The sequence below is a fragment of the Streptomyces sp. NPDC051218 genome, assembly GCF_044455475.1.
In the GTDB taxonomy this organism is placed as follows: domain Bacteria; phylum Actinomycetota; class Actinomycetes; order Streptomycetales; family Streptomycetaceae; genus Streptomyces.
The window spans coordinates 89,533-115,788 of the sequence record NZ_JBITEU010000017.1; the positions used below are offsets into that span (position 1 = coordinate 89,533).

Below are 26,256 nucleotides of genomic sequence, written 5' to 3' on the forward strand. Positions count from 1 at the left end.
AGCGTATGGAAACGGCTCCGAGTACGAGAGAAGAGGCCGGCGATGCCGAAACAGGTGGATCACCACAAACGCCGTGAAGAGATCGCCCGCGCCCTGTGGCGGGTGGTGGAGCAGCGCGGCGTCGCGCACCTGACGACGCGCGTGGTGGCCCGGGAGGCAGGCATGTCCCTCGGGCAACTCCAGCACTACTTCGCCTCCCGGACCGCCATGCTCTCCTTCGCCATGGACCTCGCGTCCGAGCAGACCTCGCTGCGCATCGACCGGGGCCTCAAGAAGCTCGGTGACCGTCCGCACCCCCGTGACGTGCTGCGACTGACGCTCGCGGAAATGCTCCCCCTGCACACCGACGCCCGCGCGACCAGCCGGATGAGCGCCGCCTACGTCCTGGAGGCACTGCACGACAAGGACGTTCACGAGCAGGCCCGCCGCGGCCTCCTCCAAGGACGGAATCTTGTCGAACAGTTGATCCGCCAAGCGGTCACCGACGGGCAGATCGATCCTGACCGCGACCCGGCGACCGAGACCAACCTGCTCCTCGCCCTCACCGGCTTCACCCCTCTGATCGAACTGGACGTGATCAGGCCCGGGGACGCGCTCACGGCGATCGATCTCCACCTGGACAGACTGTTCAGCGGCAACGATCGGAGTGCATGACCTGCACCCCCGCCGCCGCCAGCGACCGGCTCGTCGGGCCGTCCAGCCTGCCGCCGGGCCACCGTCGTCCGAGCCGGCCTGAGGGGAACCCAAGAGGGCGCCAGGGCGCTCAGAGAACGTCGTAGAGCAAGTGCGTCGCCGTCGAGGTCGCCGTCACACTCCGCTGCGTCAACGTGCGCGGGGTCTTGCCGGTGAACAAGGGCGTACCGGCGCCGAGTACGACGGGCGCCAGATGCAGCGACAACACGTCGACCAGCCCGGCTTCGACGGCCGAGCCGACCGTGGCGCCGCCGCCCATGAGGACGACGTCAAGGTCCCTCCCGCGGGCCGCCGACGCCGCCTCGGCATGTCCCCGAGCGACAGCGACGGCGTCGGACAAGCCAGTGGTGACGAAGGTCCAGTCGAGGTCGGCGAGGCGCACCGACTCCGGCGGCGCACTCGTCACGACGACGAAGGCGGGCTTGCCGACCTCACCCGCGCCGTAGCCCACCGAGTCGTCCCAGCCGCCGGGCCCATCGACCACGTCGAAGAGCCCGCGCCCGAGGATGACGGCGCCCGAACGGGCGGTCCCCTCCTGCAGGAAGCGGCGGTCCACGGGGTCGTCGGAGAACGCCCAGGTGTGCAGCGCCTCCCCACCGGCGCCAAGGCCATTCTCCGGGCCGGCGTCGGGGCCGGTCACGAAGCCGTCGAGGGAGACCGAGATGTCAGCGATGATTCGAGTCATACCCGGTAGACCGCAGTCGTCGTTCGAATTCATTGGCTGAGGCGCCGGGCCGGTGTGCCACCGCGCTACCGCGCTCCTGTCCGGTCACCTAGATCCGCCAAGCCGACTAGCCGACTAGCGGTTCGTCTCCTCGACAACGCCAATGTGGTGATCAAGCAGCGACAGATCAAGCAGCGACATAAGAGTCCGGAGGTACTCGATGCTGGCCGTACGTACACGGTGGTTGGGGCCCGAGTGCCACGCCCCCACGCACCCACTGAACCCAGACCTGCGACCCACCAAGTCCCGGAGACCCATTGCCCCTGATATATCCGCCACCGTCCGAGTGAAGTGCAGAGAAGTCTGACGACGTTCAACCGCGGTGGCAGCTCGTATTTCAAGTGCGGGAAGAGGGGCCAGGACTAGCGGATCGTGAGGGGCGGTCAGATTCCGACGACCTGCCTCAAGCGGGTCTAATTGCATCAGATGCAACATCCACACAGTGACGGGACCAGCATTTGCCCAGGTCGCCGGGGGTACGTCCTCGGCGAGCCTGGGATTCGCTCGATGCGCTGACCTGCACGGTGACAGCCAAACTCACCATTGATGCATCCGATGCAACGGATCGGTGAGTATGGGTTGCGCATCTCGTTTGGTCCGCATTCGCACGCCTCGAACCTGTCCTTGCGGGATCTGGGCTTGATCGTCGATGCGCCCGAGCCCAGGTCGTTCGTCCCGCTGCGTTCAGGAGCGACGTGTCGGCTCAGAGACCGGCTCGTGTCTGCTCAGCTGAAGTCAATGTTGGCGGTGTTGTTGGTGGCGCGGCTGAAAGGTGTCGACCATATTGCCGGGGCCATAGGCCTGCTTGCTGAGTTGAGTGTTGTCGTCGTCTCCGTCTGCGGCGGCGGCGCCCGCCATTCCGAGGACGGCGGTGGCAGCCGGTGCGACGGCAGTGAAAGCAGTACGGAGGCGCATTGGGGCTCCTTCTTTGTGGGTGACCCGCTGATTACCATTGTCGACTGCGGAGAGTTACAAGCTCCGGGCGTGTGGCGCAATCACCCACCGGAATAGAGCAGGGTTGGAATATTGCCTCTCCACCGGTCAAGCGTTAATTGCTGTCGGCGTACACATGAACGTGCTCAGCCGGGTACGGGGGAACGTGCCCAGCGGTCGCGAGACGCCGAGTCTGGATTCCGGGTCCGGCCACCTGGGCTCACGGGATGATGAGGATCTTGCCCCGGGTCCGGCCGGCTTGGCTGAGGTGGTGGACGTCGGTGAGGTCGGACAGGGGGCGCGATGAGCTGATGTCGACGCTGACCGTGCCCGCGTCGACGAGATCCACAAGCGCCCCGAGGTCTGCGACATCATTGCGGGCGACCATGTGCATCGCGCTCACCCCGGCGTCGAGAGGCGGCTCGATCGGGGTTGCGATCGACACGATCCGCCCACCCTGCCGCACCAGGGGCACCAGGGCCGCGGCGTCTTGCGGGCTCAACGGCACCAGGTTGATCAGGGTGTCCACCGGGCCGTCGAGGGTGGCGCTCACTGGTCGAGCGGTGTAGTCGATGATGTGGTCCGCCCCCTGCCTCAGGACCGCCTCGGCACTGCGAGGACCGGCCGTGGCGATCACCTCGGCTCCCGCGTACTTGGCAAGCTGCGTGACGAAGCCTCCGACGCCGCCACCCGCACCGTTGACCAGCACCCGCCGGCCCGTGGCCACCTTCCCGTGCTCGAACACCGCCTGCCACGCCGTCAGGCCGGCGATAGGAAGCGCTGCGGCGTGAGCGAGCGGGATGGATTCCGGTGCCGCGGTCAGCACGGCGGCGGGCGCCCGGACGTATTCGGCAGCCGCACCGCCGCCGTCGAGCCGTCCGATGACACGATCGCCCACGGCGAACCTCTCCGCCCCTGCGCCGATCTCGGCCACGATGCCGGCGACGTCCCAGCCGAGCGTGTAGGGCAACGGGCACCGCCAAGCTCGCGGGCAGCGCGCAGAACCAGGCGCAGCTCAACCGCCGTTACGACCTAGTCGCGTTCGATCCGCGCGGTGTGGGCCTGACCGAGCCCGTGGACTGCGGCGAGTCCGACCGACGTGAGGACAAGCTCAACAATTCCCTCGACGCGTCACCGGAAACCGCCCAGGAAGCCAAGGAGTACGCCGCCAGTGAGAGCATGCGCAGCAAGCGGTGCGGCCGTAACGCCGACAAGCTGCTGCCCTGGGTGGGCACCAACAACGTCGCACGCGGCCTCGACGTCATGCGCCAGGCTCTGGGCGACGAGAAGCTGAACTACCTCGGCTACTCCTACGGCACCCCAGCTCGGCGCCACCTACATGCACCAGCACCCCCGGCAGGCGGGCCGCATGGTCCTTGACGGCGTGATCAACCCCGCCTGGGACACAGAGGAAGAGGCCGTGCAGTCGACCGCGGCGTTCGGCACGGCGCTGGACGCTTTCGTCAAGGACTGCGTCCAACGCGGCGCGGACACCTGCCCGCTGGGCGATGACCCCAAAGAGGCAGAAGCCGTCTTGTCCCAGCTGAACCAGTCCCTTGACGGCAAGACCCTGCCGACCAAGACCGGCAGTTCTCCGGAAGAGTGGGCGTCACAGATGGCAGCGAAGATTGCCGAGCAGAGCCTCTACGAGCGGTCATCGGGCGCCCTGCGCTTCAACTCCACCGAACACAGCCGCCGCAAGCCGGTCAGGTTGACGTTCCGGTAATAGAGGGCGAACCCGTATTCGTCCGTATAGTTGTATGCCGGGGCTTCGAGAGACGCCAGCTGATCCACGACTAGCAGGTCGGCATCGGAGAGTTGCACGGCGTGCCGTTCCATGAGCTGCTCAAGCGCTTGGATCCCCATTTGGCGCTCTCTGTCCCAATTGTAAGAAAACCAGTAGTGGTCGTTGGCGAGCAGCCTGGCCACTTCGGCGACCGCACCCGCTTCCAGCGACGCAACCTCGGTCCACGCCTCGCGGGCGATCGCAACCCGAGCGTGGCGGACGTCATCGGTGTCCCAGCCCCAGTCATGCAGGGCAGCGGCTGCAACGCGGCGCACGGTGTGCAGCTCGTGGTCGAGGTACATCGCCACGCCCACGGCATGGCTCGGGTCACCGACCGCGGTCAGACCTTTGATCGCGGCCACCACCACAGCGTTGCTCGTGTCGTTGAGGGCGTGGCTGAACACGTCGGCAAACGACCTGCCGTCGAGTCGGGCCAGATCCGACAGCGCGGAGGCCCGAACGTATTCGCTCTTATCGTGCGCGGCAGCGTCGGCGAGCGCCTCCGCCGCGCCGGGGACGCCGGTCTTCCCGAGTTGCCAGGAGGCGCGCTGCCTTGTGGCGGGGTCCCGGTGACGGCGGAGGGTACGGATCCAGCGGCGAGCCGCCCGGCGTTCGCGCCATGTCAGGTTCGCTGGCTCGGTGACCATCGCATGACGGTATCGAGATGCAAGCGCTAGTCCAAGTGCCGTGTGCTTCCGCAATGTGAGACCCCGCATGCACGCCATGGCCAGCTGACGTCGCCCTCCCGACCTCGGTCCGTGAGCGAGCCTGACTGTCGTAGAGGTTCGCACCCGAAATGCCCACCGAGATCGGCGGGCCGTTGCAGTCACAGATGACGTGAACCTTCGACCCGAGCTTGCCGCGATCCGTCGGGTTCGGGCGGCCCGGTCGAAAGCCCCCCTTGACTGCCCGGAGGCTAACCGAGTCGATCGCGCAATTCGACCAGCCTCTGGGGACCCCAGGAGCAGCGGGAGCCCCATGGCGGCTGAACGATCGCCGGCTTGGGGGTTCATCTCCTGGCAGCCCACTGGACCGCTCCCTGCTCGGTCGATGGACACCGGCCCGCTGGGAATGGCGCGCTGGCTGGAGGGAACGGGCCTGGTGATGATCGGCCTGGGCCGCTATGGAGCGGGGAGCTTCAACTTCACCTCAGCGTCAACACTTCAGCCTGAGCTCGCCCGCACTACCACTTCTCGCGCCACAGCAATCACAAGAACCAGTAGCATGCGCGTTTTCGTCACTGGCGGGACCGGCCATTCCGGTTCGTACATCATCCCCGAGCTCATCGCCGCCGGGCACGAGGTCACCGGCCTGGCCCGCTCGGACACGGCCGCGGCGGCGGTGTCCGCGCTCGGCGCGAAGGTGCGCCGCGGCGACCTCGAGGATCTCGACTGGCTCAGGGAGGCGGTTGCGAACTCCGACGGCGTCGTCCACGTCGCGCACCGGCAAGACATGCTTGCGTCCGGCGGGATGGACGCAGTGGCCGCCGCGGAGCTCCCGAGTCTCGCCGAACGGGGAGTGCGGTCTTCGGTTGTGCGGATTGCCGACATCATGCACAGCACGACCGATGCGGGGTTTCCTCCCCATGCTGATCGCGCTCGCGAAGGAGAAGGGTTTCGTCGGCTACCCCGCAGACGGCGCGAACCTGTGGAACGCTGTGCACGTCCGCGATGTCGCCTCGTTGTTCCGCTTGGCGCTGGAGGGGTCCGGCCGGCAGATACTGGCACGCGGTTGAGGACGGGGGGATCCCCTTCCGCGAGATCGCCGAGGCCATTGGCAGCCGCCTGGGCCTGCCCGCGGTGAGCATTCCCGCACACGAACTGATGGTGCCGGGATACTTCGGGTCCTTCACGAACATAGCCACGCAGAACTACCCGGCGTCCAGCCTCATCACCCGCCAGACCCTCGGCTGGGAACCTGCTCAACCCGGCCTGCTCGCCGATCTGGACAACGGCCACTACTTCCCCGCCGGCACCTCACCCGGCAGCGACGAGGTGGCGACGCTGGAGAAGTTCGTGACCCGCCTGCGAACAAGGCGTTCTGCCCGTGCCGTTCACGTCGAGGCCCCCTCGCGGGGCGGGACGCGCTCTCGGGGAGCAGCCATCAACGCGTGGCCGCCGGTGTATGCGCGGACCAAGGCGTCCCGGACGATAGGGGGCGCTCCGTCGCCGAGTGTGCCGGTGCGCAGGAACCAGTCGATGTAGGCGGCTTCGTGGCTTCCGCCCTGGACGCCACCAGCATCGCGGCCGCCTTCTGGACGACTCCGTAGGTCGCGCCCTACTCACCCGGCTCGGCGACCGGGCGCACCTCAGCCCTCTGAGCGCAAGCGAGCGGGCGCTCCGTCCGCCGGTGTCCGGTCCCCAGGATTCCGTGTCGCCTCACCCCCTAAGCGCTTGCACGCCAATTTGCGCAACACTGTTAATTTCTTGCGTATCTTCTCGTAGGCTTCGGGCGTGACGAAAAGACTCACTCAGGTGGCCACGTTCGCAGGCGTCAGTGAAATGACCGTGCGTCGAGTCCTCAACGGCAGTTCCGAGGTGTCGGCCACGACCCGGGACGCCGTGCTCACGGCTCTCGACGTGTGCGGCTACCCTCATCCGCCGTCTATGCGGCGCGAACGCGCCCCGCTGGTGGGCCTTGTGGTGCCGGACCTGCAGAATCCGGTCTTTCCGGCCTTTGTCGAGACCCTCGCGGGGCGGTTGAACAAGGCCGGGTTGATCCCGGTGCTGTGCACCCGGACTGCTGACGGGGTCAGCGAGGCGAACTATGTCGACATGCTGTTGGCCCAGAACATCGGCGGGATCATCTTCGTAGGCTCCAGCTACGCGGACGTCGGGCCCGAGCAAGGGCGTGCGCTACGCGAGCGTGGAGTGCCGTTGGTGCTGGTCAACGCTGCTGATGAGAATCCGGGTGTGACGCAGATCAGTGCCGATGACGCATACGCCGCCGAGCAGGCGCTCGGGCATCTGTGCGCGCTGGGACACGAGCGGATCGGGCTCATTCTCGGCCCCGTCGGCCATCTGCCTTCGGCGCGCAAGCTGGCCGGATACGCGAGCTTTTGGAAGCGACGCGGAGTGGGGCGCGAGGTGTGGCAGCCACTGGTCGCGCACGCGATATTCAGCATGGCGGGTGGCGCCGGCGTGGTGCCTCGGCTGATCAAGGCGGGTGTCACCGCCGTGGTTTGTGCGAGTGACGCGTTGGCGCTGGGGGCGATCCGGGGGACCCGCAGGCTCGGCCTTGACGTGCCTCGCGACGTGTCGGTGACGGGCTTCGACGATTCCTTGTTCATGGTGAGCACCGACCCGCCGCTGACCACGGCCCGGCAACCGGTGCCGTTGATGGCCGCGGCCGCGGTGGAGGCGCTGTTGTCCCAGGTGGATGGCCATCTGCCGACGGAGGGGCCGATGTGGTTCGAAACGGAGCTGATCGTCCGGGGGTCTACGGCAGCTCCCCGGTGACGAACACTTTCTTGTTGATTTTTTGCGTAACACGATTGACCTTTTTCAGACTTCACTTCTATGGTCTGCGTCAGCGCTGAGACATGCGGCGCACCCTTCACTCAGGAAGGCGCAGAACCATGGATGGCTCGATGTCCCGGCGGTTCGCCGTGTGCGGTCTTACCGGCTTGCTCTCCCTCGGCCTTGCCGCCTGCAGCGGTTCCGACTCCTCCGGCGTCGGCAAGGACGGCGTGGTGACCATCTCCGTCAACGGCATGCCGCCCAAGACGCAGGCGCTGGACCGCAAGTGGTTCGAGCAAGACGTGAAAGCCTTCGAGAAGAGCCACCCGAAAATCAACATCGAGGCCCATGAGGGTCAGATGAACCCTCAGACCTTTTCCGCGAAGCTCGCCGGCGGCCAGCTCGAGGACGTGTACTACGTCTACTTCACCGACCCAGCCGTCCTCATAGCCCGCGGCCAGGCAGCTGACATCACCCCGCACCTCGAAGGTGTGCCGTACGTGAAAGACGTGAAGCCGGAGTTCCGGAAGATCTTCACCGGTCCGGATCGGAAGGTATACGGGCTGCCGAACGGGCAGTACTCCCTCGGACTGGTCTACAACCGGGCTCTGTTCAAGAAGGCGGGGCTCGACCCGGACAAGCCGCCGGCCACCTGGGGCGAGGTCCGGGCGGCGGCCAAGAAGATCACCGCGCTCGGTGACGGCACCGTCGGTTACGCCGACTACAGCAAGAACAACCAGGGTGGCTGGCATCTGACGTCCTGGATCTACTCCATGGGCGGCGATGTCGCCGTCAAGGACGGAAACAAGTGGACGTCGGCCGTCGACGGGCCCGCGGCCCGCAAGGCGCTCACGATGCTGCACGACATGCGCTTCACGGACGACTCCATGGGCTCGCGGCAACTCCTGGAGATCGCCGATGCGCAGAAGATGATGGGCGCCGGGAAGCTCGGGATGTACATGGCCGGGCCCGACAACCTCCCCACCATCGTCAAGCAATTCGACCAGAAGTACGCGGACTTCGGCGTCGCGCCGATGCCCGGAGGCAAGGCCACACTCGGCGGCGGCAATGGCTTCATGTTCAACCCGAAGGCCAGCCCGCAGAAGATCAAGGCCGGGATCCAGTGGGTCCAGTGGAAGTACCTCAACCCCGACCGCAAGGCGTTCGAGAGCAAGCGGGCCTCGCACAGCGATGTTCCTATCGGCCTTCCTCTGGATCACCTCTTCGGCGGCGCCGCAGCGGACACGTGGGATGCGGCGGAGAAGAAGTACGCGAACGTGCCGCAGGGCAATTACACGTCCTTCGTCAAGGGCAACGACCAACTGGAGCAGAAGGTCGAGCCGCCGAACGCGCAGCAGATCTACGCCGAGCTCGACAAGGTCATGCAGGCGGTCCTCACCAAGAAGAACGCGAACATCGACAGCCTGCTGGCCACCGCCGACAAGAAGATCAACACGATTCTGGCTGCCGCGAAGTGACGCGCGCCGCGACCCGGACGATGAAACCGGTTTCATCGAAGCCGTCGCCCGCCATCACGCCCCGCGGCGCCACCGCGGGGCCGGCGGGCGGGCCGCGAGCCCGTCGTGGCGGTGGCCTGCGCCGCCTGCGCGACAACGCCATCGCCTATGGATTCCTGGCCGCCGGAATCGTCTGCTTCGGCGTCTTCTCCTGGTACCCGATCGTCCGCGGCGTTCTGCTGGGTTTTCAGCAAGTCACCTTTGCCCAGCCGGCCCAATGGGTCGGCCTGGACAACTTCCGTCGGCTCTTTGACGACCCGCTGTTCATCACGGCCTGGCAGAACACCGGCTACTTCACGCTGCTCGCACTCGTCTTCGGCTTCGCCGCCCCCTTCGCCACCGCGGTCGTGCTCAACGAGCTGCGGCACGGGCGAGCGTATCTGCGCATGGCCGTCTATCTGCCGGTGATGCTGCCGCCGATCGTCACGATGCTGCTGTGGCGCTGGTTCTACGATCCGGGCTCCGGTCTCCTGAACAACGCCCTGCAGCTGTTCCAACTCCCGCCGCAGCAATGGCTGGAGTCCGAGCACCTGTCCATGGTGTCGCTGGTCATCGTCTCCACGTGGGCCAACATGGGCACCACCACCCTGATCTATCTGGCCGCGCTCGGCGGAATCGCGGGCGAACTGTACGAGGCGGCCCAGCTGGACGGGGCGTCGGTGTGGCGGCGGTTGTGGCACGTGACCCTGCCGCAGATGCGCTTCATCCTGATGGTCACGCTGCTCCTCCAAGTCCTTGGCACGATGCAGGTCTTCATCGAGCCGTACGTGCTCACCGGCGGCGGCCCTGACGATGCGACAGTCACCGTGCTGCTGTTGCTCTACCGCTACGCCTTCATCAACAACGACTTCGGCATGGCCAGCGCGATGAGCACGCTTCTCTTCGTCGTCCTCGGTCTCTTCGCCGCCGTCTACTTGCGGCTGACCCGAGGCAAGGGCTGAAAAGGGAGCACCCCCCATGCGTACTTTGATCGCTCCGACCGAGATGAGCGGCCGGCCCGGCCGGTTCATCTACCGCTTCGTCCTCGTCTCCACCCTGGTCGGCTTCACCCTGGCCTTCGTCTTCCCGCTGTACTGGATGGCCACCGGCGCGCTGAAGTCCTCCCGCGAGCTGGCCGACCCCAACCCCACTGTGTGGCCGGAGTCCTGGCACCCGGAGACGTACAGCGAAGCCTGGTCGAACGTCGGCCTCGGCCACCACTTTTTGAACACCCTCATCCTGGCCGCCGGCGCCTGGCTGCTCCAGCTGATCGTCGCCACATCCGCCGCCTACGCACTGTCCGCGCTCCGCCCGGTCCTTGGCAACGTCGTCCTGGCCATGATGCTCGCCACCTTGATGCTGCCGGTCACCGCGCTCCTGGTGCCCAGCTATCTCACCGTCACCGACGTCCCGCTGCTGCACCTCAACCTGATCAACACACCGTGGGCGATCTGGCTGCCGGCCAGCGCCAACGCCTTCAACGTCTTCATCCTCAAACGCTTCTTCGACCAGATCCCCACCGAACTGATCGAAGCAGCGCGCATCGACGGCGCCGGCCCGCTGCGCACCCTCCTCCTGGTGGTGCTGCCGCTGTCGCGGCCGGTCCTGGCCGTGGTGTCGATCTTCGCGGTGGTCGGGGTCTGGAAGGACTTCCTGTGGCCGCTGCTCGTCCTGCCCGACTCCGCACGCCAGCCCATCACCGTGGCGCTGCTGCGCCTGTCGGAGTTCATGTCCGCCAACCAGCTCCTGGCCGGCATGGTCATGGCCTCGATCCCGCTGCTGGTCCTTTTCCTGATCTTCCAACGGCACATCGTCGCCGGACTGACCGCAGGCAGCCTCAAAGGCTGATCCCCGCGAGCCGACCGTTCGTTCCAACTCCCCCCACCAAGGAAGGAATGCACGTGAGCCGCAACACGCACCGAGCACCGAAGAAGGGCGCCGCCGCGACAGCGGGCGCCCTGACCCTGACGGCCGCCCTGCTCGTCTGGCACCAGGCCGCCACCCCGACGAGCGCAAGCGCCGCCGAGTCCCGTGGCGCAAACGCGCCTTACACGACCTACGAGGCGGAGGCCGGCGACACCAATGCCTCCTCGATCGGCCCCTCCCGCACCTTCGGCGAGCCCGCGTCGGAAGCATCGGGCCGTAAGGCTGTGGTGCTGAAGAACACCGGCGACTACGTCGAGTTCAAGCTCACGCAGGACACCAACGCCCTCAACCTGCGCTACTCCCTGCCCGACAGCGCCGACGGCAAAGGACGGGACGCCAAGCTCAGCGCCTACGCCGACGGCGCCAAGCTGACAGATCTCAACCTGACGTCCCGCTACGCCTGGGTCTACGGGGCGTACCCCTACAACAACGACCCCTCCCAGGGGTCCCCGCACCGCTTCTTCGACGAGACCCGCACCCTCCTGGACCGGACCCTCACGGCCGGCACCGTACTGCGTCTGCAAAAGGACCAGGGCAACGACGCCGAGTCCTACACCATCGACCTGCTGGAAGCCGAGCAGGCACCGGACGCGGCCGCCATGCCCGACGGGTATCTCTCCGCCGCCGATCTCGGCGTCACGCCCGGCGCCGGTGACGTCACCACCTCCCTCACCGACGCGCTCGCCACGGCCAAGAGCCAGGGCAAGGGCCTGTGGCTGCCGGCCGGCGACTACACCATTTCCGGCCGCGTGCAGATGAACGGCGTCGACCTGCGGGGCGCCGGGATGTGGCACACCGTCCTGCACGGGACCGGCATCAAGGGCGGTCTGTTCGCGCACGGGGGCACCAACAGCATCCAGGACCTCATGATCGACGGCGACACCGCCATCCGCGACGACCAGGCCGGAGACGCTGCCATCGAGGGCGTCTTCGCCCCCGGCTCGGTCATAAAGAACGTCTGGATCCAGCACACCAAGGTCGGCCTGTGGACAGCCGCACCGACCGACGGACTGCACGCCTCCAACCTGCGCGTACGCAACACCTTCGCCGACGGCGTCAACTTCCACAAAGGCACCAAGAACGCCGTCGTGTCCAACAGCACCTTCCGCGGCACCGGTGACGACGCCATGGCCATGTACTCCGAAGAGCAGGCCGTCACCGGTAGTTCGTTCCGCGACAACACCATCCAGCTGCCGATGCTCGCCAACGGCGCCGCCATCTACGGCGGAGCTGACAACAGCATCGAGAACAACGACATCTCCGACACCGTCACCGCCTCCGCCGGCATCGCCATCAGCACCCGCAACTTCGGCCCCGGCCCGCTGCCCTTCACCGGACCCGCAACCGTCTCCGGCAACACACTCACCCGCACCGGCGGTTACGAGCCCAACTGGCAAGCCAAGTTCGGCGCCATCTGGGTGTTCGCCGAGCGCTCCGACATCACCACCCCGGTGATCATCGAGAACAACGACGTCCGCGACTCCACCTACAGCGGTCTGCTGGTCTCCTACCAGAAGACCGTCAGCGACCTCACCGTCAAGAACACGCAGTTCGACACGAACGGCGCCTACGGCATCGAAATCAACTCGGCCGGCAAGGGCGCCTTCTCCGGCGTCACCGTCTCCGGCGCCGCCGACGGCGGCCTCAGTCAGGCAGGCGGCTTCGAGATCACCAGGGGCGAAGGCAACTCCGGTTGGTGACCAGCACCCTGCGCCCTCTCTCCAAGCGATAGAAGCGCGTGCCCGCCCCCGGTAACCGGGGGCGGGCGCGAACACCCAGCCCACCACCGCAGCCCCGAATCGTCGAAAGCAGGCTTCATGCCTCTCCGCACCTCGGACTGGTGGCGCAGCGCCGCCATCTACCAGCTCTACCCGCGCAGCTTCGCCGACGGCAACGGCGACGGCATCGGCGATCTCGCAGGCATCCGCTCACGCCTCGACTACCTGCGGAAACTGGGCATCGAGGCAGTCTGGCTCAGCCCCTGGTACCTCTCCACCATGGCGGATGCCGGTTACGACGTCACCGACTTCCGCGAGATCGACCCACGCTTCGGCACCCTGGCCGAAGCAGAAAAACTTATCGAGGAAGCCCACCAGCACGACATCCGCGTCATCGTCGATGTCGTCCCCAACCATGTCTCCCACGCGCACCAGTGGTTCCGCGAAGCACTGAGGACAGGGCCCGGCTCTGCGGCCCGCGAACTGTTCTGGTTCCGGACCGGCCGCGGTGACAACGGTCAACTGCCCCCCAACGACTGGGAGTCGATATTCGGCGGCCCCGCCTGGACCCGAGTCGACGACGGAGAATGGTATCTCCACCTCTTCGCCCCCGAACAGCCCGACCTCAACTGGCAGCACCCCGCTGTACGGGCTGAGTACGAAGACGTTCTGCGGTTCTGGTTCGATCGCGGCGTCGACGGCATCCGCGTCGACTCCGCCGCCATGTGCAGCAAGGACCCCTCGCTGCCGGACTTCGACGCCTCGGCCCCGCCCGACCCGCATCCGTACATCGACCGCGACGACAACCACGACATCTACCGCGGCTGGCGCGCCGTGGCCGACTCCTACCCCGGAAAGCGCGCGCTGATCGGTGAGGTCTGGCTCGCCGACCCCGCCCGGTTCGCACAGTACCTGCGGCCACAAGAGCTGCATGCTGCCTTCAACTTCGACTTCCTCGGCTGTCCCTGGGACGCCGCAGCCTTGCGCACCACCATCGACGAAACCCTCGCCGCCCATGCCGGCGTCGGCGCCCCCAGCACCTGGGTCCTCTCCAACCACGACGTCACCCGGCATGTCACCCGCTACGGCCGCCCCGACACCAGCACCGCAGCGGGCATCCGCCAGTACAACCCCGTCGTCGACACCGACCTCGGCCGCCGACGCGCTCGCGCCGCGGCCCTGCTGACCCTGTCCCTGCCCGGAGCCGTCTACATCTACCAAGGCGAAGAACTCGGTCTGAGTGAGGTCGAGAACATACCCGCCCAGCGGCGGGACGACCCCATCTACCACCGCAGCCGTGGCGCCGACCCCGGCCGCGACGGGTGCCGCGTCCCCATCCCCTGGTCGGGACAGCAAGAGCCCTACGGCTTCAGCCCCGAAGACTCAGCACCACCGTGGCTGCCCCAGCCCGCTGCTTGGGCCGAGCTGAGTGTCGCAGCACAAGAGAGCAGCCCTCACTCCATGCTCAACCTCTACCGAACCGCCCTCTCCCTACGCGCTACCGAACCCGCACTCGGCGACGGCACCCTGCACTGGCACAAGGCCCCCACCGGCGTACTCCGCTTCAGCCGCAGCGACACCTTCCACTGCATGATCAACCTCTCTGACACGCCGGTAGAACTGCCCCCGCATCGAGAGCTCATCCTCTCCTCCCTCCCACTGGAGCCTGAGCAGCTACTCCCGCCCGATACGGCTGTCTGGCTCCGCACCCCCTGAGACGGGGAACGGTCGGCAAGCCATGTTCCTCGGCTTGCTCGCTGGACAAATTGGCCGCCGGAGGTCCGCACCGGCGACTTCGAAGAAGGCGTCGGTGATCTGCTCCAAAGTGCAGACCCGGGCAGCGTCCATCAGGACGGCGAAGACATTGCTTCCGCTGGTGGCGGCACGTTTGAGCCCGGAGAGTGCCGCCTCGGCGTCCTCACGATGCCTGGCCTTGAAATCCTCGACTCTGGTGGGTTGCGACTGCTTCTCGCGTTCAGTGGCCCGGGCGAGCTCCACCGCCATGGGTTCCTGCGCATCGGCACGGGGGTTGCGGAAGGTGTTGACGCCGATCAGCGGCAGACTCCCGTCGTGCTTGCGTTGCTCGTACAGCATGGACTCGTCCTGGATACGGCCGCGTTGATAGCCGGTCTCCATAGCGCCGAGCACGCCACCGCGTTCACTGATCCGCTCGAATTCGGCCAGGACCGCCTCCTCGACGAGCTCGGTGAGTTCATCGATGATGTACGAGCCCTGCAGCGGATTCTCGTTCATCGCCAGGCCCCACTCGCGGTTGTGGCGACGGCTGGATGCGGTAGTCGGCCGCGGAGGAGCCGTCGGCGTGCACGAGGCCGCCGAAGTAGGCCTCGCGCTTGTCCGGTGGCGGCTGGACGAACAGGCCGGTGGCCTCCACCAGGACGGTGCCGGGCGCATCCTGCGTGCGCACCGTTCCCGTCACCGTGGTGGTCCTGCCCCGGGTCTCGGAGACACTGGCGCGCAGCAGGATCGGGGTGCGCAGCGGTACGGGCCGTCGGTAGTGCACGGTCAGGCCTGCCGTCATGCCGAACCGGTCGGCCTCCACCACGGCACGTCCCAGGACCTCGTCCAGGAGGAGTGCGGTGACTCCGCCGTGCGCGAAGCCGGGCGGTCCCTCGTAGGCCCGTCCGAGTTCGACGACGGCTTCGACCGCGTCGCCGTCCACGCGATCGACCCGCAGGGGTGGGGCGATGGGGTTGCCCGGACCTGCGGCCGGATTGTGGATCCGGGCGCCATGGACGGCGTTGTCCAGCGAGGCGAGCCGGTCGGGCGGGCGCCGGTGTCCCTGGAGCACGCGCGCCACCTGGCGCGCCGCCTCAAGCGCCGAAGCGAGTGCGGGTTCGGGCGCCTCGGTGCAGACCGCCTCGTCGGTCAAGTGCCGCAGTGTGGCGCCGAGTTCGGCGGTGAGCGCCCGCCTGGCCGCGATGTCTGCCGCCTCGGCCCGTGGGGCTGTGGTGTCCGCCATCCCGGTCACAGCCCCGCCAGGGCGGCGACGGCCGCGCGGTGGTCCTGTGCCCCGCCGCTCAGTTGCCGGTCCGACCAGGCTCGGCGGTAGTACAGGTGGGCGTCGTGCTCCCAGGTGAAGCCGGTGCCTCCGAAGAGGTGGATGGTGGCCTCGGCGACCTGGCGGTAGGCCTCACCCGCGCGCAGGACGGTCACGCGGGTGGCCAGTTCGGCTTCGGGGTCGCCCTGGGCAGTGGCGACCGCGGCGTAGCGGACTCCTGCCGAGGTGAACTCGCGGTGGGTGAGGATGTCCACGGCCGCGTGCGCGACGGCCTGGAAGGAGCCGATCGGCCGGCCGAACTGCTCCCGGGTCTTGGCATGGCCGACCCCCGCCTCAAGGCACCAGTCGATGCCGCCCGCCGCCTCCGCTGACGCCGCGAGCTGCAATGCGTGGGCGACAGACCGCAGCACATCGTCGGCCTGGCCTTGCACGCCCACCAGCGTGGCCGGAGTGTTCTCCAGGCTCACGGTGGCCAGTTTGCGGGTCAGGTCGAGTCCGGGCACGGCTGCCGTGGTGAGACCTTGGGCGTCCGCCTCCACCAGGAAGAGTGAAAGGCCGGCCGCCGATGCGGCGGGTACCAGCAGTACGTCGGCGACGTGCCCGGCGAGCACGAAGGTACGGCTCCCGGTCAACTGCCACCTTCCGCCTGCCCCCGACGCCCGTACGACCGTCTGCGGGGCGTGCCAGGAGCCGCGGCTGTCCGACAGGGCACAGGTGGCGACCAGCTCTCCGCTCGCGATCGGCGGCAGCCACCGGGCGGCGGCATCGGCGTCGTCCGCCGCCGCCAGAGCCGTGGCGGCCAGGCTGGTGGCAAGGAAGGGGCCCGGGTACAGCGACCGTCCGAGTTCCTGGTGGGCGATCGCCGCCTCGGCCGGACCGAGTCCGAGGCCGCCGTGCCGCTCGGCGACGCTCAGGCCGACCAGGCCCAGTTCACTGGCGAGGCCGAACCACAGGGGGCGGTCGAAGCCGTCCTCGGTGTCGATCTGTGCGCGCAGTGCCTGCGAGGTGAGTTTGTCCGTGAGGAAGTCGCGCAGGGTGGTGCGCAGGTCGAGTTGCTCGTCGGTGAGCGCCAGGCCCTCATGGATCGCCATGCGTGCTCCTCAGGTGGCGCGGGGCAGGCCGAGGACCCGCTGCGCGATGGTGTTCTTCAGGACCTCGTCGGTGCCGCCGCCGAGCCGGTAGCCGGGTGCGCCCAGAACGACCGAGGTCCAGGCGTACGTGCCCCACTCCCCCGTGTCGGCCACCAGGGCCGGCCCAAGGACTTCGGCGACGAACTCACCGAGCCGCTTCATGTTCGCGGACAGGGCGATCTTGTTGAGGGCGATCTCCGGCCCGGGCGGGCGGCCGGCCTTGGCCTGGGCGGCCATGACGGCCTGGGTGTATTTGGCGGCTCGCAGGTGCGAGATGAGCTCGCCGAACTCCTGGCAGATCACTGGGTCTTGGTCCTGTCCGGCGGCGCGCACCAGGCTGATCAGCCGCTCGGTCGACAGGATTCCGGCGCCGCCGAACGCGCTGTGGCCCATGGCCCGGCGTTCGTAGCCAAGAGTGGTCAGGCCCACTTGCCAGCCGTTGCCCTCGGAGTCCAGTCGGCGCGAGTCGTGGACGACGACGTCGTCGAGGAAGACCTCGTTGAACGCGGCGCCTCCGGTCATCTGCCGCAGGGGGCGTACCTCGACGCCGGGGGCGTGCATGTCGATCAGAAACGCGGTCAGGTTGTGGTGCCGAGGTTCGTCGGCGGTCCGGCAGATGATCTCGCCGATGTCGGCGAGGTGCGCGCCGGAGGTCCATACCTTCTGTCCGCTGATCCGCCAGGTGTCCCCCTCGCGTACGGCGCGGGTGCTGAGGGAGGCCAGGTCGGAGCCCGCGCCGGGCTCGCTGAACAGCTGGCAGGCGATCTGCTCCCCGTTGTACAGGCGGGGCAGCCAGTGTTGTTTCTGCTTCTCGCTGCCGTGCCGCAGGAGGGTGGGCGCGATCATGCCGAGGCTGACGGTGAGGGCCGAGTCGCCCGGCACCTCATAGCGGCGGGTGAGCTGTTCGAAGGCGCGCTCGTACGCGGATGGCAGGCCGGCTCCCCCGTACTGCACCGGCCCGGCGATCCATCCGTAGCCGTGGTCCCACAGCTCCTGGCGCCACTTGCGGATGGCCGGAAGGGCGTCGGCCTCCTCCACCGGGTCGGGCTCTTGGAAGACGCGGACCTCGTCGCTGCCCTCTCCCCAGGCGAACCGGCTCTTGCCGGTCTCGGCGGCCTTGGGGTAGCGGGCGGCGAGCCAGCCGTCGGCCTGGGCGAGGAACTCTGCCAGGGCTGTCATGTCCGCTCCCGGGCACGGCGGGCGGCCGGTGAGCCCTCGGTATGGCGGGAGGGCAGGGCGATCACGGCGGATCCGGGCATGACGACTTCGTCCCGCTGGTTGACGGCCTCGGTGGCGATGTCGATGACGTGCTCGCCGTCCTCGTCCACCCGCTTGCCCGTGATGGTGCCGCCCAGCCGCACGACGTCGGAGAGGTAGACGAACTTGCGGTATTCAGCGCGGGCTTCCTTGATCCAGGCATGGTCGCCGGCCCAGTGGGTGAGGTGGTGGAGCTGCCAGCACTGGCGCTGGAAGCCGACGTCGTATTGGAAGGCCACGCTCATCGCGCGGGCCGCCTGCAGGTTGTAGTGCACCGAGTAGATCGGCTCCTGGGCGGCGGTGACCGGGTCGCGGAAGGACCAGGCGGGGTGGGCGGCGTAGTCGTGCAGGGCGGCGGCGTGTGCCTTGAGTCGCGGGATGGGGGTGCCGCCGCCGGCGACGAAGGCGATCTCGTCGGTCATCCCGATCGGGCCCTTGGTGACGACGTCCAGGCTCGCGCCCACGGTGACGTCTTCCCAGAACCGCGGCTGCGCACCGCGGGGCGTCTCGGCGAGGATGCCGGCTTCTATCTCCTTCAGCTCGTCCTCGCTCCATGGGTGCGGGAGGACGGGCTCGGCCTTGGCCTGCTTGCGGCGCGAAGAGGCGGATCCGCGCTCGAAGTTGATGACCTCCCAGTCGATGGTGGCGATCAGGGTGCCGTCCTGGTTGGTGTAGGTGTTGCGGAACCGGTCCGTGACCGTGCGGCCCGCGAAGCTGCTCGGGGACGGGCCGTCGAAGCCTTCGTACACGCATCCGGCGTTCACCATGTCGCCCCAGTAGACGGGGCGTTGGAAGGTGAGGTGGGACCGCGAGTGGAACGAGCCCAGCCCCGGCCAGCCGAACTGGATGCCGGAGAAGCATCCGATGACGAACGACGGCGGCGCCACAGGGGCCCCGTACGGCGACGCACGGGCGTGGTCCTGGTCGGTCCACAGCGGGTTGATGTCGCCGATGCCACCGGCGAACTTCGTGACCGCGATGCGTGAGGCGTACTCGTTGTTGACCGAGTGGTCGATACGCAGTTGAGCGCCGGCCTTGGCCTCCATCGCGGCGATCATCTCGTCGTCGATGACCGCTTGCGGCATCGCGGCTTCGCGTTCCTGGATCGTCATGTCAGTACCCTAGGACGCAATAATCGTGATGTCGAGTATTTAGCTCTAGACTATTTCTGGGCCTCGCGAGAGGATGCGGCCATGGCATTCCAATGGGGACAGACGATTGAGCGCCGCACGTCCGGCGTGCCGTACCTCGTCTACACACCGCGCCGGACCCAGGTCGCCCAGCTACTCCAGGACGCCGAGCAGTGGGGCGGCCGCACCCACTTGGTGCAAGGCGGGCGCAGGCTGACGTTCGCCGAGATGTTCCGGGAGGTGGACCGGGTGGCGGGCATCCTGCACGCGCATGGCCTACGCCCCGGCGACCGGCTGCTGCTGCTCGCGCCGAACTCGGTCGAATGGGTCGTCGCCCTGTGGGCCGGCTTCCGCCTGGGCGCCGTGGTCACCCTCGGCAACAGCTGGTGGAGCAGCACCGACATCGCGTACGCCGTGGACCTCGTGCGCCCGGCGGTCATCGTGGCCGACCGAGACCGGCTCGCCCTGCTCCCCGCCGGGGCTCGGGGCATCGACGTGGCGAGCCTCGCCCCGGGCGAGGCCGGACCCCCCGCACTCGCCCCGGCTCCGCCCGCACCTCCGGCAGGCCACGAAGACGACCCGGCGGTGATCATCTTTACGGCGGGCACCACCGGTCACCCCAAGGCCGTGGTCCTCGCCCATCGCTCGATCCTGGCCAACCTGCACAACCTTCTGGCGGTCTCGCGGCGCCTCCCGCACCAGATCGACGCCGACCGATCACCGGCGGTCAGCCTGCAAAGCGGTCCGCTGTTCCACATCGGCGGACTCCAGTCGCTCATGCTGTCCCTGCTCGGCGGCAACACCGTCGTCTTCCTCAAGGGCCGGTACGACCCCGGGGAAGTGCTCGACCTCATCGAAGGTGAGGGAGTCACGGTCTGGGGGGCCATCCCGACGATGGCCGCCCGCGTACTGGATCATCCTTCCCTCCCCCGGCGTGACCTGTCCACCGTCCGCTCGATCTCGATGGGCGGCACCCCGGTCCAGCCCCAACTCCTCGCGCGGCTGCGTCAGTTCTTCCCCAACGCCAAGCGCGGGCTTTCCACCGTCTACGGCATGACCGAGACCGGCGGAACCCTCGCCTCCGCCTCCGGCACCCTCATGGCCGCCCACCCCACCACCGCCGGCAAACCGCTGCCCGTCGTCGAGCTGCGCATCGACCAGCCGGACGCCGAGGGCAACGGCGAGATCGTGGTCCGCACCCCCGGCCAGCTGCTCGGCTACTGGGACCAGGGCCGGCCGGAGATCCTCGACGACGACGGCTTCGTGCACACCGGCGACCTGGGGCGCCTGGCGGACGGGCTGCTGTATGTCACCGGCCGCATCAAGGACCTGATCATCCGCGGCGGCGAGAACATCGCGCCCGCTCATGTCGAGGCCGCCCTGCTCAAGCACCCCGCCGTGGTCAACGCCGCGGTGATCGGCCGCCCCGACGAGGACCTCGGCGAGCGAGTGGCCGCCATGGTCCAGCTCGCGGAGGGTGAGTCACTCGCCCCGTCCGAGCTGGCGGCCCATGCCGCGCCGATGCTCGCGAAGTTCGAGGTGCCGGCCGACTGGTGGATCTGTGCCGAGCCCCTCCCCATGACCGACGCGGGCAAGACCGACAAGCGCACGATCGACGCGATCTGGCCCACCGACTGAGTCCGTTCAGCCCTTCCGAGGAGTGCCTCCGCCCATGACCGACGCCCCTTCCCTGGTCCGCCACGACCAGCACGACCGGATCTCTGTCGTCACCTTGAACCGCCCCCCGGCCAACGCCCTCGGGATGCCGCTCATCGACGGGCTGCACGCCGCTCTGGACGCCTTCGAGGCGTCCGACGCACGGGTGCTGGTGCTGCGTTCGACACTGCCCGGCTTCTTCGCCGCCGGGGCCGACATCAAGCACATGCGCGAACTCGACACAGCGGGCTTCGAGGCGTACGGGACCGCGCTGCGCGCCCCCATTGAGCGGCTCGCCGCACTGCCTCGCCCCTCCATCGCCGTCGTCGAGGGACTGGCCCTTGGCGGCGGCCTCGAACTCGCCTTGGCCGCCACCCTCCGGGTCGCATCCCCCGAGGCCCGCTTCGGACTGCCCGAGCCGAAGCTCGGCCTGATCGCGGCGGCCGGCGGCACGCAGCGCCTGCCGCGCCTGATCGGGGCCGGGCGCGCGCTTGATCTGATGCTCACCGCGCGAGAGATCGGGGCCCAGGAAGCGCTGGACTTCGGCCTGGTGAACAGGCTCGCCGAACGGGCCGTCGCGGCGGCGATGGACTTGGCCACAGTCATCGCGAGCCGCTCACCGGCGGCCCTCACCGCGGTACTGCGCTGTGTGGACGACGCGGACGAACTCCCGATGCGCAAGGGGCTGGCGCGGGAGGCCGCCCGGGAGAACGAACTCTTCGACCGGCATGACGGGCAGGAGGGCATCAGGGCGTTCGTGGAGAAGCGGACGCCACGCTTCGCCTGACCCGTCCCTGGCGGCTGGGCACAAGCGCGGTGGCAGGGCGCCCGCCCGGACCGCGGCCGGAAGCGCTGTTCAGGAAGAGTGATCTCCAGGCAGTCCAGCCCTCCGAAATGCCCGGCCAGCGGTGACCAGCACCACAAGGCTTCACGACTGTCGACCATTGTTCGGCAATGCCGAACGACTTAACGTGATCTGCGTTCCTCCCTCACCCGTACTGGAGCCCTCCATGTTCACCTTCGCGAGCGAAGACAACGTCAAGATCCACGTCCATGAGTGGCAGCCCGCGGCCGCCCCGCGGGCCGTGGTGCAGCTCGCCCACGGCATGGGGGAACACGCCCTGCGCTACGCACCGCTCGCCGAGGCCCTCACCGCACGCGGGTACGCCGTATATGCCGACGACCACCGAGGCCACGGCCTGAGCATCCACGACCGCCCCGGCAACCTCGGCGAAGACGGTTGGAACCTGCTGGTCAAGGACTTGGTGGCGCTGTCCACGATCATCCGCGAGCGGCACCCGGGGCTGCCCTTGATTCTGCTCGGCCACAGCATGGGCTCCTTCGCCACCCAGAGCTATCTCCTCGATCACGCCGAGCTGATCGACGCCGCCGTGCTCTGCGGCACGACCGCGCTGGACCAGCTCTTCACTCAGCTCGCCGAGGGTGGCCCGGACGCGCTCGTGACCTTGAACAAGCCCTTCGAGCCGGCCCGCACTCCCGCCGACTGGATCAGCCGGGACACCGCGCAGGTCGACGCCTACATGGCTGACCCGCTGTCCGGCTTCGGGCTCGCACCCGAGTCGATGGGCCTGATGGGGGCCGCCGCGTTCGGACGCCTCGCCGATCCGCAGGGCATCCGGACCGAACTGCCGCTCTACGTCATGGTCGGCGACAGGGACCCGGTCAACGGCGGGCTGGCCTTCAGCGACACCTTGGTGGAGCGGTACCGCAACGCCGGTCTGACCGATGTCACCTACCGCACCTACCCCGGGGCGAGGCATGAGCTGTTCAACGAGATCAACCGCGACGAAGTGGTCGCCGAGCTCATCGAGTGGCTCGAGCGCGTCGTACGGTGACTCGGCTCAAGGGCCGTCCGGCCACTCGGCCAGTACCTCCTGCGTGTGCTCGCCCGACGCAGGGACACCTCGCGCGGGGCCGGACGTCGCGGCGCTGAACCGGTAAGGCATCCGCACCACTTGCCGGTCGCAGCCGTCGCTGTCGGTGACCGTGGCCACCACCCCCCGGTCGACGACCGCGGGAGAGCGCAGCACCTCCTGCGTGGACCGGATCTCGGCCCAGGCGATCTTGGCCGACTCCAGGTCCCGCTTGAGCGACTCCCGGTCAGCGTGCAGGGCAATCCACTCGGCGATCAGCTTCGCCCGCGTGGCCAGCTTGTCCTGCAGAGATACGTACGAGTCCGGGTCGCTGAGCCCGAAGCTGACGGTGAGTCGACGCCAGATATGACGGCGGTCCGAGGAGATGAGGATCGGCCCGCCGGGCGCCGGCCAGCTCTCGCCGCGAGCGGAGGCGACGGGATGGCGGTCGATGGCGTAGTGGGTGTAGTCGTCCGTGGCGAGCATCGCGTCGAGCATGCTGATGTCGATGTGCTGCCCGGTGCCGGTGGTGTCGCGCAGCCGTAGGGCGGACAGGACGGCTATGACCCCGTGCAGGCCTGCGAGTGAATCAGCCAGGGCGAGCGCGATGTCTTCGGGTGCGTCGCCGCTGAGGTCACTCCGGCGGCCGATGAGTCCGGACTCGGCATGGATGATCGGCGCGTAGGCCTGCCGCCCGGAATCCGGCCCGCTCTGCCCGAAGCCGGAGATGGACAGCAGGACGAGAGCGGGGTTGACGGCCGACAGCGACACCCAGCCCAGGCCGAGCCGGTCGAGCACGCCGGGGCGGAAGTTCTCGACCACGACGTCACAGGCCGCGGACAGGTCGAGCAGTCGGTCGGCCCCCTCCTGTGTGCGCAGGTCCAGCGTGATCGACCGTTTGCCCGCGTTGAGTTGGGAGTAGAGCCCCGAGCGGCCGCGGGTGACCTTGCCGAAGGCCTGGGTGATGTCGGCGCCGGGCAATTCCGCCTTCACCACATCAGCGCCGAGGTCTGCCAGGATCCGCCCGGCGTAGGGCCCCGAAAGGGCCCGGGAGAGGTCAAGGACGCGAAGTCCGTCCAGAGGTCGACTGGTCTGGTCTGTCATCGTGTGCTCTCTCAGTACGACCGGGGCAGGCCTAGGACGTGCTCGGCGAGGTAGTTGAGCACCATCTCCTGCGGGATCGGCGCGATGCGCATCAGCCGCGACTCCCGCCAGTAGCGCTCGACGTGGTACTCGTTGGCGTAGCCGAAGCCTCCGTGGGTCTGCACGGCGGCGTCCGCGGCAAAGTAACCGGCCTCGGCAGCTAGGTACTTGGCGAGGTTGGCCTGCTCCCCGCTGGACAGCCCTCGATCGATGCGCCAGGACGCCTGCCGGATCGCCAACTCTGCGGCGGTCAGCTTGGCGTGGGCCTCGGCCAGCGGAAAGGAGATGCCCTGATTCTTGCCGATGGGGCGGCCGAAGACGGTGCGCTCCTTCGCGTACGCCACCGCACGGCGCAGCGCGGCCCTGCCGACACCGAGCGCCTCGGAGGCGACCAGGACCCGCTCGGCATTCAGCCCGTCGAGCAGGTAGCCGAAGCCGCGGCCCTCCTCCCCGACCCGGTCGGCGGCGTCGACGTACAGCCCGTCGTACGTCACCTCGCAGGAGGCGACGGCGTTGCGGCCGACCTTGGGGATGGGCCGGATGCCCACAGCCGGGTCCTTCAAGTCGGCCACGAACAAGGTGAGTCCGTCGGTGCGCTTGGCGCATTCCTCGGCCGCAGTGGTGCGGGTCAGCAGCAGTACCCGCTCGGACTCCAACGCCTTGGAGGTCCACACCTTGCGGCCGGTGATGCGGTAGCCGTCGCCGTGACGGACGGCCCGCGTGCGGATGGCGGTGGTGTCGAGGCCGGCGTCGGGCTCGGTGACGCCGAAGGCCACATGCAGGTCGCCCTGGGCGACCCGGGGCAGGTAACGGTGCTTGAGTTCCTCGCTGCCGTGCTTGACCACCGGGTGCATGCCGAAGATGGACAGGTGGATGGAGCTCGCACCGTTCATGCACGCCCCGGACGCCGCTACCTCCTCCAGGATGATCGAGGCCTCGGTGATCCCGGCTCCGCCGCCGCCGTACGCGTCGGGGATGGCGATGCCGATCCAGCCACCCTTGGCCATCGCGTCGTAGAAGTCCTGAGGGAACGTATGACTGCTGTCCATCTCGGACCAGTAGGCGTCGGGGAACTGCGCGCATATCTCGCGGATCGCGTCCCGGATGAGCCGGTGATCCTCGTTCTCGGTGAAGTCCACGCCCACTCCCTCGTACCGCGGACGGGCCGGCCACGCCGACCCGATGCATTACTCCACTTCTAGATAGTCTAGCAATAGAGTAATGGCACTCTAGGGTCGGCGCGGACGGCCCGTCAACTGCCGGACATTGCGGCCATCCTGCCGTGATCTACAGCGGGAGGCCGGTGTCGCAGGGCACGTCCTGCGGGTGCGCGGGATCCAGTGCGTTCAGCGTCCAGGCGACGGCGGTCTTGTCGTAGGTGATACCCAGGTGGCCCACCTTGTCGTCGGGACACAGCGACTGGATGGTCCGATTGGTGACGTTGCCTGCTGCCGGCAGCAGGGCCAGTTCGTACGGAGTGACCACCTCGTCCGTGGAGCTGGCGATGGCGGTGTAGTTGATGCCGGGGTAGGTGGCGGCCGGCTTGTTCAGAGAGGCGAAGTAGGCGGGATCGGTGAGCTGGTCGAAGGCCGGGCCGCCGGCGCGCAGGACCTCCAGCCCGCCGGGGATGTGCTTCAGCATGGTGAGCAGGCCGCTCATGGTGGGCGGGCCCATGTTGACGCCGGCGAGACTCACGTACGTGTGGACTTTGGTGCGGCCACCCTCGTTCTTGATGTACAGGCGGCCGAGATTGCCTCCCTCGGAATAGCCGACGAGGTCCACGGTGGAAGTCCCGGTCGCGTTGCGGACCTTGTCGACGAAGGCGGCCAACTCCTTGGCCGATCCGTTGAGGTCGGCCACTCCGCCGACGCTGCCGCTGTACCAGGTCTTGCCGTACGTGAGGACGAAGACGCAGTAGCCGTTATTGGCCAGGGTCGGCGCGAGGGCCTGCCACGCGGAGTTCTTGTTGCCGACCATGCCGTGGGCCAGCACCACGGGCCGTGGGTGCGCCGCGCTGGGTTCGCAGTTCCAGCGGTTGGCTCCCGGTGGTGGCACGTCGAAGCCTGTGCCGGTGGCGTAGGCGCTCAAGGCGTCCCAGCTGACGGGTTGTTCGGCCGCGGCCGCTGGGGCGGCCCCGCCCATGACACTGATCACAAAAAGTAGCGAGGCGACCGCGAAGTGTCGCAGGATAGTGCGCAAGTTGCCCTCCCGAAGGTTCGAACGCATGGGCTGGGTGACGCGGGCGCAAGCCCGCGGACGCGACGCAGGGATGGCAGTCCCGGCGGCGCTCCGGGCCGCGGCCGTCGTCGGCCG

General features: G+C 68.2%; 23 protein-coding genes and 4 pseudogenes. 14 read left to right on the top strand and 13 right to left on the bottom strand.

All coding sequences use genetic code 11. From position 1 onward, the window contains the following. The first annotated feature begins 42 nt into the window (after window positions 1–42). On the top strand, window positions 43–654 hold the full coding sequence (locus ACIBCK_RS37505) for a TetR/AcrR family transcriptional regulator (protein ID WP_399397656.1): 612 nt from the start codon (window positions 43–45) through the stop codon (window positions 652–654). A 109-nt stretch (window positions 655–763) separates the two neighbouring features. Here ACIBCK_RS37505 and ACIBCK_RS37510 read toward each other — a convergent pair whose 3' ends face one another. Next, window positions 764–1,378: a dihydrofolate reductase family protein gene (locus ACIBCK_RS37510; RefSeq protein ID WP_399397658.1), complete on the bottom strand. Its 615-nt coding sequence runs from the start codon at window positions 1,376–1,378 to the stop codon at window positions 764–766. A gap of 585 nt (window positions 1,379–1,963) precedes the next feature. On the opposite strand from ACIBCK_RS37510, the gene ACIBCK_RS37515 reads away from it, so the two are divergent. After that, window positions 1,964–2,428 carry a hypothetical protein gene (locus ACIBCK_RS37515; protein WP_399397660.1) on the top strand — a complete coding sequence of 155 codons (465 nt, stop codon included), beginning with the start codon at window positions 1,964–1,966 and terminating at the stop codon, window positions 2,426–2,428. Between the two features lie 142 nt (window positions 2,429–2,570). On the opposite strand, the gene ACIBCK_RS37520 is transcribed toward ACIBCK_RS37515, so the two are convergent. Further along, on the bottom strand, window positions 2,571–3,320 hold the full coding sequence (locus ACIBCK_RS37520) for an NADP-dependent oxidoreductase (RefSeq protein ID WP_399397661.1): 750 nt from the start codon (window positions 3,318–3,320) through the stop codon (window positions 2,571–2,573). Here ACIBCK_RS37520 and ACIBCK_RS37525 point away from each other — a divergent pair. Together ACIBCK_RS37525 and ACIBCK_RS37530 are read left to right on the top strand one after the other, a co-directional pair. Then, window positions 3,266–3,730, top strand: a complete 465-nt coding sequence (locus tag ACIBCK_RS37525; RefSeq protein WP_399397758.1) for an alpha/beta fold hydrolase — start codon at window positions 3,266–3,268, stop codon at window positions 3,728–3,730. The two genes, ACIBCK_RS37520 and ACIBCK_RS37525, sit on opposite strands and share 55 nt — an antisense overlap. Further along, on the top strand, window positions 3,690–4,076 hold the full coding sequence (locus ACIBCK_RS37530) for a hypothetical protein (protein WP_399397662.1): 387 nt from the start codon (window positions 3,690–3,692) through the stop codon (window positions 4,074–4,076). The genes ACIBCK_RS37525 and ACIBCK_RS37530 overlap by 41 nt, the downstream gene beginning before the upstream one ends. On the opposite strand, the gene ACIBCK_RS37535 is transcribed toward ACIBCK_RS37530, so the two are convergent. Further along, window positions 3,995–4,783, bottom strand: a complete 789-nt coding sequence (locus ACIBCK_RS37535; RefSeq protein ID WP_399397664.1) for a HEAT repeat domain-containing protein — start codon at window positions 4,781–4,783, stop codon at window positions 3,995–3,997. The two genes, ACIBCK_RS37530 and ACIBCK_RS37535, sit on opposite strands and share 82 nt — an antisense overlap. 118 nt (window positions 4,784–4,901) lie before the next feature. Beyond that, a pseudogene (locus tag ACIBCK_RS37540) lies at window positions 4,902–5,081 on the bottom strand (IS5/IS1182 family transposase); the annotation flags it as partial. A 279-nt stretch (window positions 5,082–5,360) separates the two neighbouring features. Here ACIBCK_RS37540 and ACIBCK_RS37545 point away from each other — a divergent pair. Next, window positions 5,361–6,109: pseudogene (locus ACIBCK_RS37545) on the top strand (NAD-dependent epimerase/dehydratase family protein); the annotation flags it as partial. A 122-nt stretch (window positions 6,110–6,231) separates the two neighbouring features. Here ACIBCK_RS37545 and ACIBCK_RS37550 read toward each other — a convergent pair. Next, window positions 6,232–6,351 (bottom strand): annotated as a pseudogene (locus tag ACIBCK_RS37550) (alpha/beta hydrolase); the annotation flags it as partial. 238 nt (window positions 6,352–6,589) lie between these two features. Here ACIBCK_RS37550 and ACIBCK_RS37555 point away from each other — a divergent pair. The 6 genes from ACIBCK_RS37555 to ACIBCK_RS37580 all read left to right on the top strand — a co-directional run bounded on the left by ACIBCK_RS37555 (window position 6,590) and on the right by ACIBCK_RS37580 (window position 14,450). After that, window positions 6,590–7,594, top strand: a complete 1,005-nt coding sequence (locus ACIBCK_RS37555) for a LacI family DNA-binding transcriptional regulator (protein WP_399397666.1) — start codon at window positions 6,590–6,592, stop codon at window positions 7,592–7,594. A gap of 119 nt (window positions 7,595–7,713) precedes the next feature. Beyond that, entirely contained in the window at window positions 7,714–9,072 is a 1,359-nt protein-coding gene (locus ACIBCK_RS37560; RefSeq protein ID WP_399397668.1) for an ABC transporter substrate-binding protein, read from the top strand. Window positions 9,073–9,092: 20 nt separating this feature from the next. Next, entirely contained in the window at window positions 9,093–10,052 is a 960-nt protein-coding gene (locus ACIBCK_RS37565) for a carbohydrate ABC transporter permease (RefSeq protein ID WP_399397670.1), read from the top strand. A gap of 16 nt (window positions 10,053–10,068) precedes the next feature. Further along, window positions 10,069–10,938 carry a carbohydrate ABC transporter permease gene (locus ACIBCK_RS37570; RefSeq protein ID WP_399397672.1) on the top strand — a complete coding sequence of 290 codons (870 nt, stop codon included), beginning with the start codon at window positions 10,069–10,071 and terminating at the stop codon, window positions 10,936–10,938. A gap of 53 nt (window positions 10,939–10,991) precedes the next feature. Continuing rightward, complete coding sequence (locus tag ACIBCK_RS37575; protein WP_399397673.1) at window positions 10,992–12,716, top strand: right-handed parallel beta-helix repeat-containing protein; 1,725 nt, start codon at window positions 10,992–10,994, stop codon at window positions 12,714–12,716. A 117-nt stretch (window positions 12,717–12,833) separates the two neighbouring features. Next, window positions 12,834–14,450 (top strand): glycoside hydrolase family 13 protein, encoded by a 1,617-nt coding sequence (locus tag ACIBCK_RS37580; protein ID WP_399397675.1) that lies wholly within the window; start codon window positions 12,834–12,836, stop codon window positions 14,448–14,450. Between the two features lie 69 nt (window positions 14,451–14,519). On the opposite strand, the pseudogene ACIBCK_RS37585 reads toward ACIBCK_RS37580, so the two are convergent. From ACIBCK_RS37585 to ACIBCK_RS37605, 5 genes and pseudogenes are all read right to left on the bottom strand, one after another. Then, window positions 14,520–15,035, bottom strand: a pseudogene (locus ACIBCK_RS37585) (methylmalonyl-CoA mutase family protein); the annotation flags it as partial. Continuing rightward, entirely contained in the window at window positions 14,947–15,714 is a 768-nt protein-coding gene (locus ACIBCK_RS37590; RefSeq protein ID WP_399397676.1) for a PaaI family thioesterase, read from the bottom strand. The gene ACIBCK_RS37590 and the pseudogene ACIBCK_RS37585, both read right to left, overlap by 89 nt. A gap of 5 nt (window positions 15,715–15,719) precedes the next feature. Beyond that, entirely contained in the window at window positions 15,720–16,844 is a 1,125-nt protein-coding gene (locus tag ACIBCK_RS37595) for an acyl-CoA dehydrogenase family protein (protein ID WP_399397678.1), read from the bottom strand. Between the two features lie 9 nt (window positions 16,845–16,853). After that, window positions 16,854–18,062, bottom strand: a complete 1,209-nt coding sequence (locus tag ACIBCK_RS37600; protein ID WP_399397680.1) for an acyl-CoA dehydrogenase family protein — start codon at window positions 18,060–18,062, stop codon at window positions 16,854–16,856. Next, entirely contained in the window at window positions 18,059–19,252 is a 1,194-nt protein-coding gene (locus ACIBCK_RS37605) for a MaoC family dehydratase N-terminal domain-containing protein (RefSeq protein WP_399397682.1), read from the bottom strand. The genes ACIBCK_RS37600 and ACIBCK_RS37605 overlap by 4 nt, the downstream gene beginning before the upstream one ends. Window positions 19,253–19,333: 81 nt before the next feature. On the opposite strand from ACIBCK_RS37605, the gene ACIBCK_RS37610 reads away from it, so the two are divergent. From ACIBCK_RS37610 to ACIBCK_RS37620, 3 genes are all read left to right on the top strand, one after another. Beyond that, the gene (locus ACIBCK_RS37610; protein ID WP_399397683.1) at window positions 19,334–20,908 is read left to right on the top strand and encodes a class I adenylate-forming enzyme family protein; all 1,575 of its coding nucleotides are present in this window, start codon (window positions 19,334–19,336) and stop codon (window positions 20,906–20,908) included. A 34-nt stretch (window positions 20,909–20,942) separates the two neighbouring features. Then, window positions 20,943–21,713: an enoyl-CoA hydratase-related protein gene (locus tag ACIBCK_RS37615; protein WP_399397685.1), complete on the top strand. Its 771-nt coding sequence runs from the start codon at window positions 20,943–20,945 to the stop codon at window positions 21,711–21,713. A 223-nt stretch (window positions 21,714–21,936) separates the two neighbouring features. Beyond that, window positions 21,937–22,782, top strand: coding sequence for a lysophospholipase (locus tag ACIBCK_RS37620; RefSeq protein ID WP_399397687.1), 846 nt, complete (start codon window positions 21,937–21,939; stop codon window positions 22,780–22,782). 6 nt (window positions 22,783–22,788) lie between these two features. Here ACIBCK_RS37620 and ACIBCK_RS37625 read toward each other — a convergent pair whose 3' ends face one another. The 3 genes from ACIBCK_RS37625 to ACIBCK_RS37635 all read right to left on the bottom strand — a co-directional run bounded on the left by ACIBCK_RS37625 (window position 22,789) and on the right by ACIBCK_RS37635 (window position 26,142). Continuing rightward, window positions 22,789–23,904: a CaiB/BaiF CoA transferase family protein gene (locus tag ACIBCK_RS37625; RefSeq protein ID WP_399397689.1), complete on the bottom strand. Its 1,116-nt coding sequence runs from the start codon at window positions 23,902–23,904 to the stop codon at window positions 22,789–22,791. Between the two features lie 11 nt (window positions 23,905–23,915). Further along, window positions 23,916–25,082, bottom strand: a complete 1,167-nt coding sequence (locus tag ACIBCK_RS37630; RefSeq protein WP_399397691.1) for an acyl-CoA dehydrogenase family protein — start codon at window positions 25,080–25,082, stop codon at window positions 23,916–23,918. Window positions 25,083–25,230: 148 nt separating this feature from the next. Next, window positions 25,231–26,142 (bottom strand): esterase/lipase family protein, encoded by a 912-nt coding sequence (locus tag ACIBCK_RS37635; protein ID WP_399397694.1) that lies wholly within the window; start codon window positions 26,140–26,142, stop codon window positions 25,231–25,233. Window positions 26,143–26,256 lie beyond the last annotated feature (114 nt).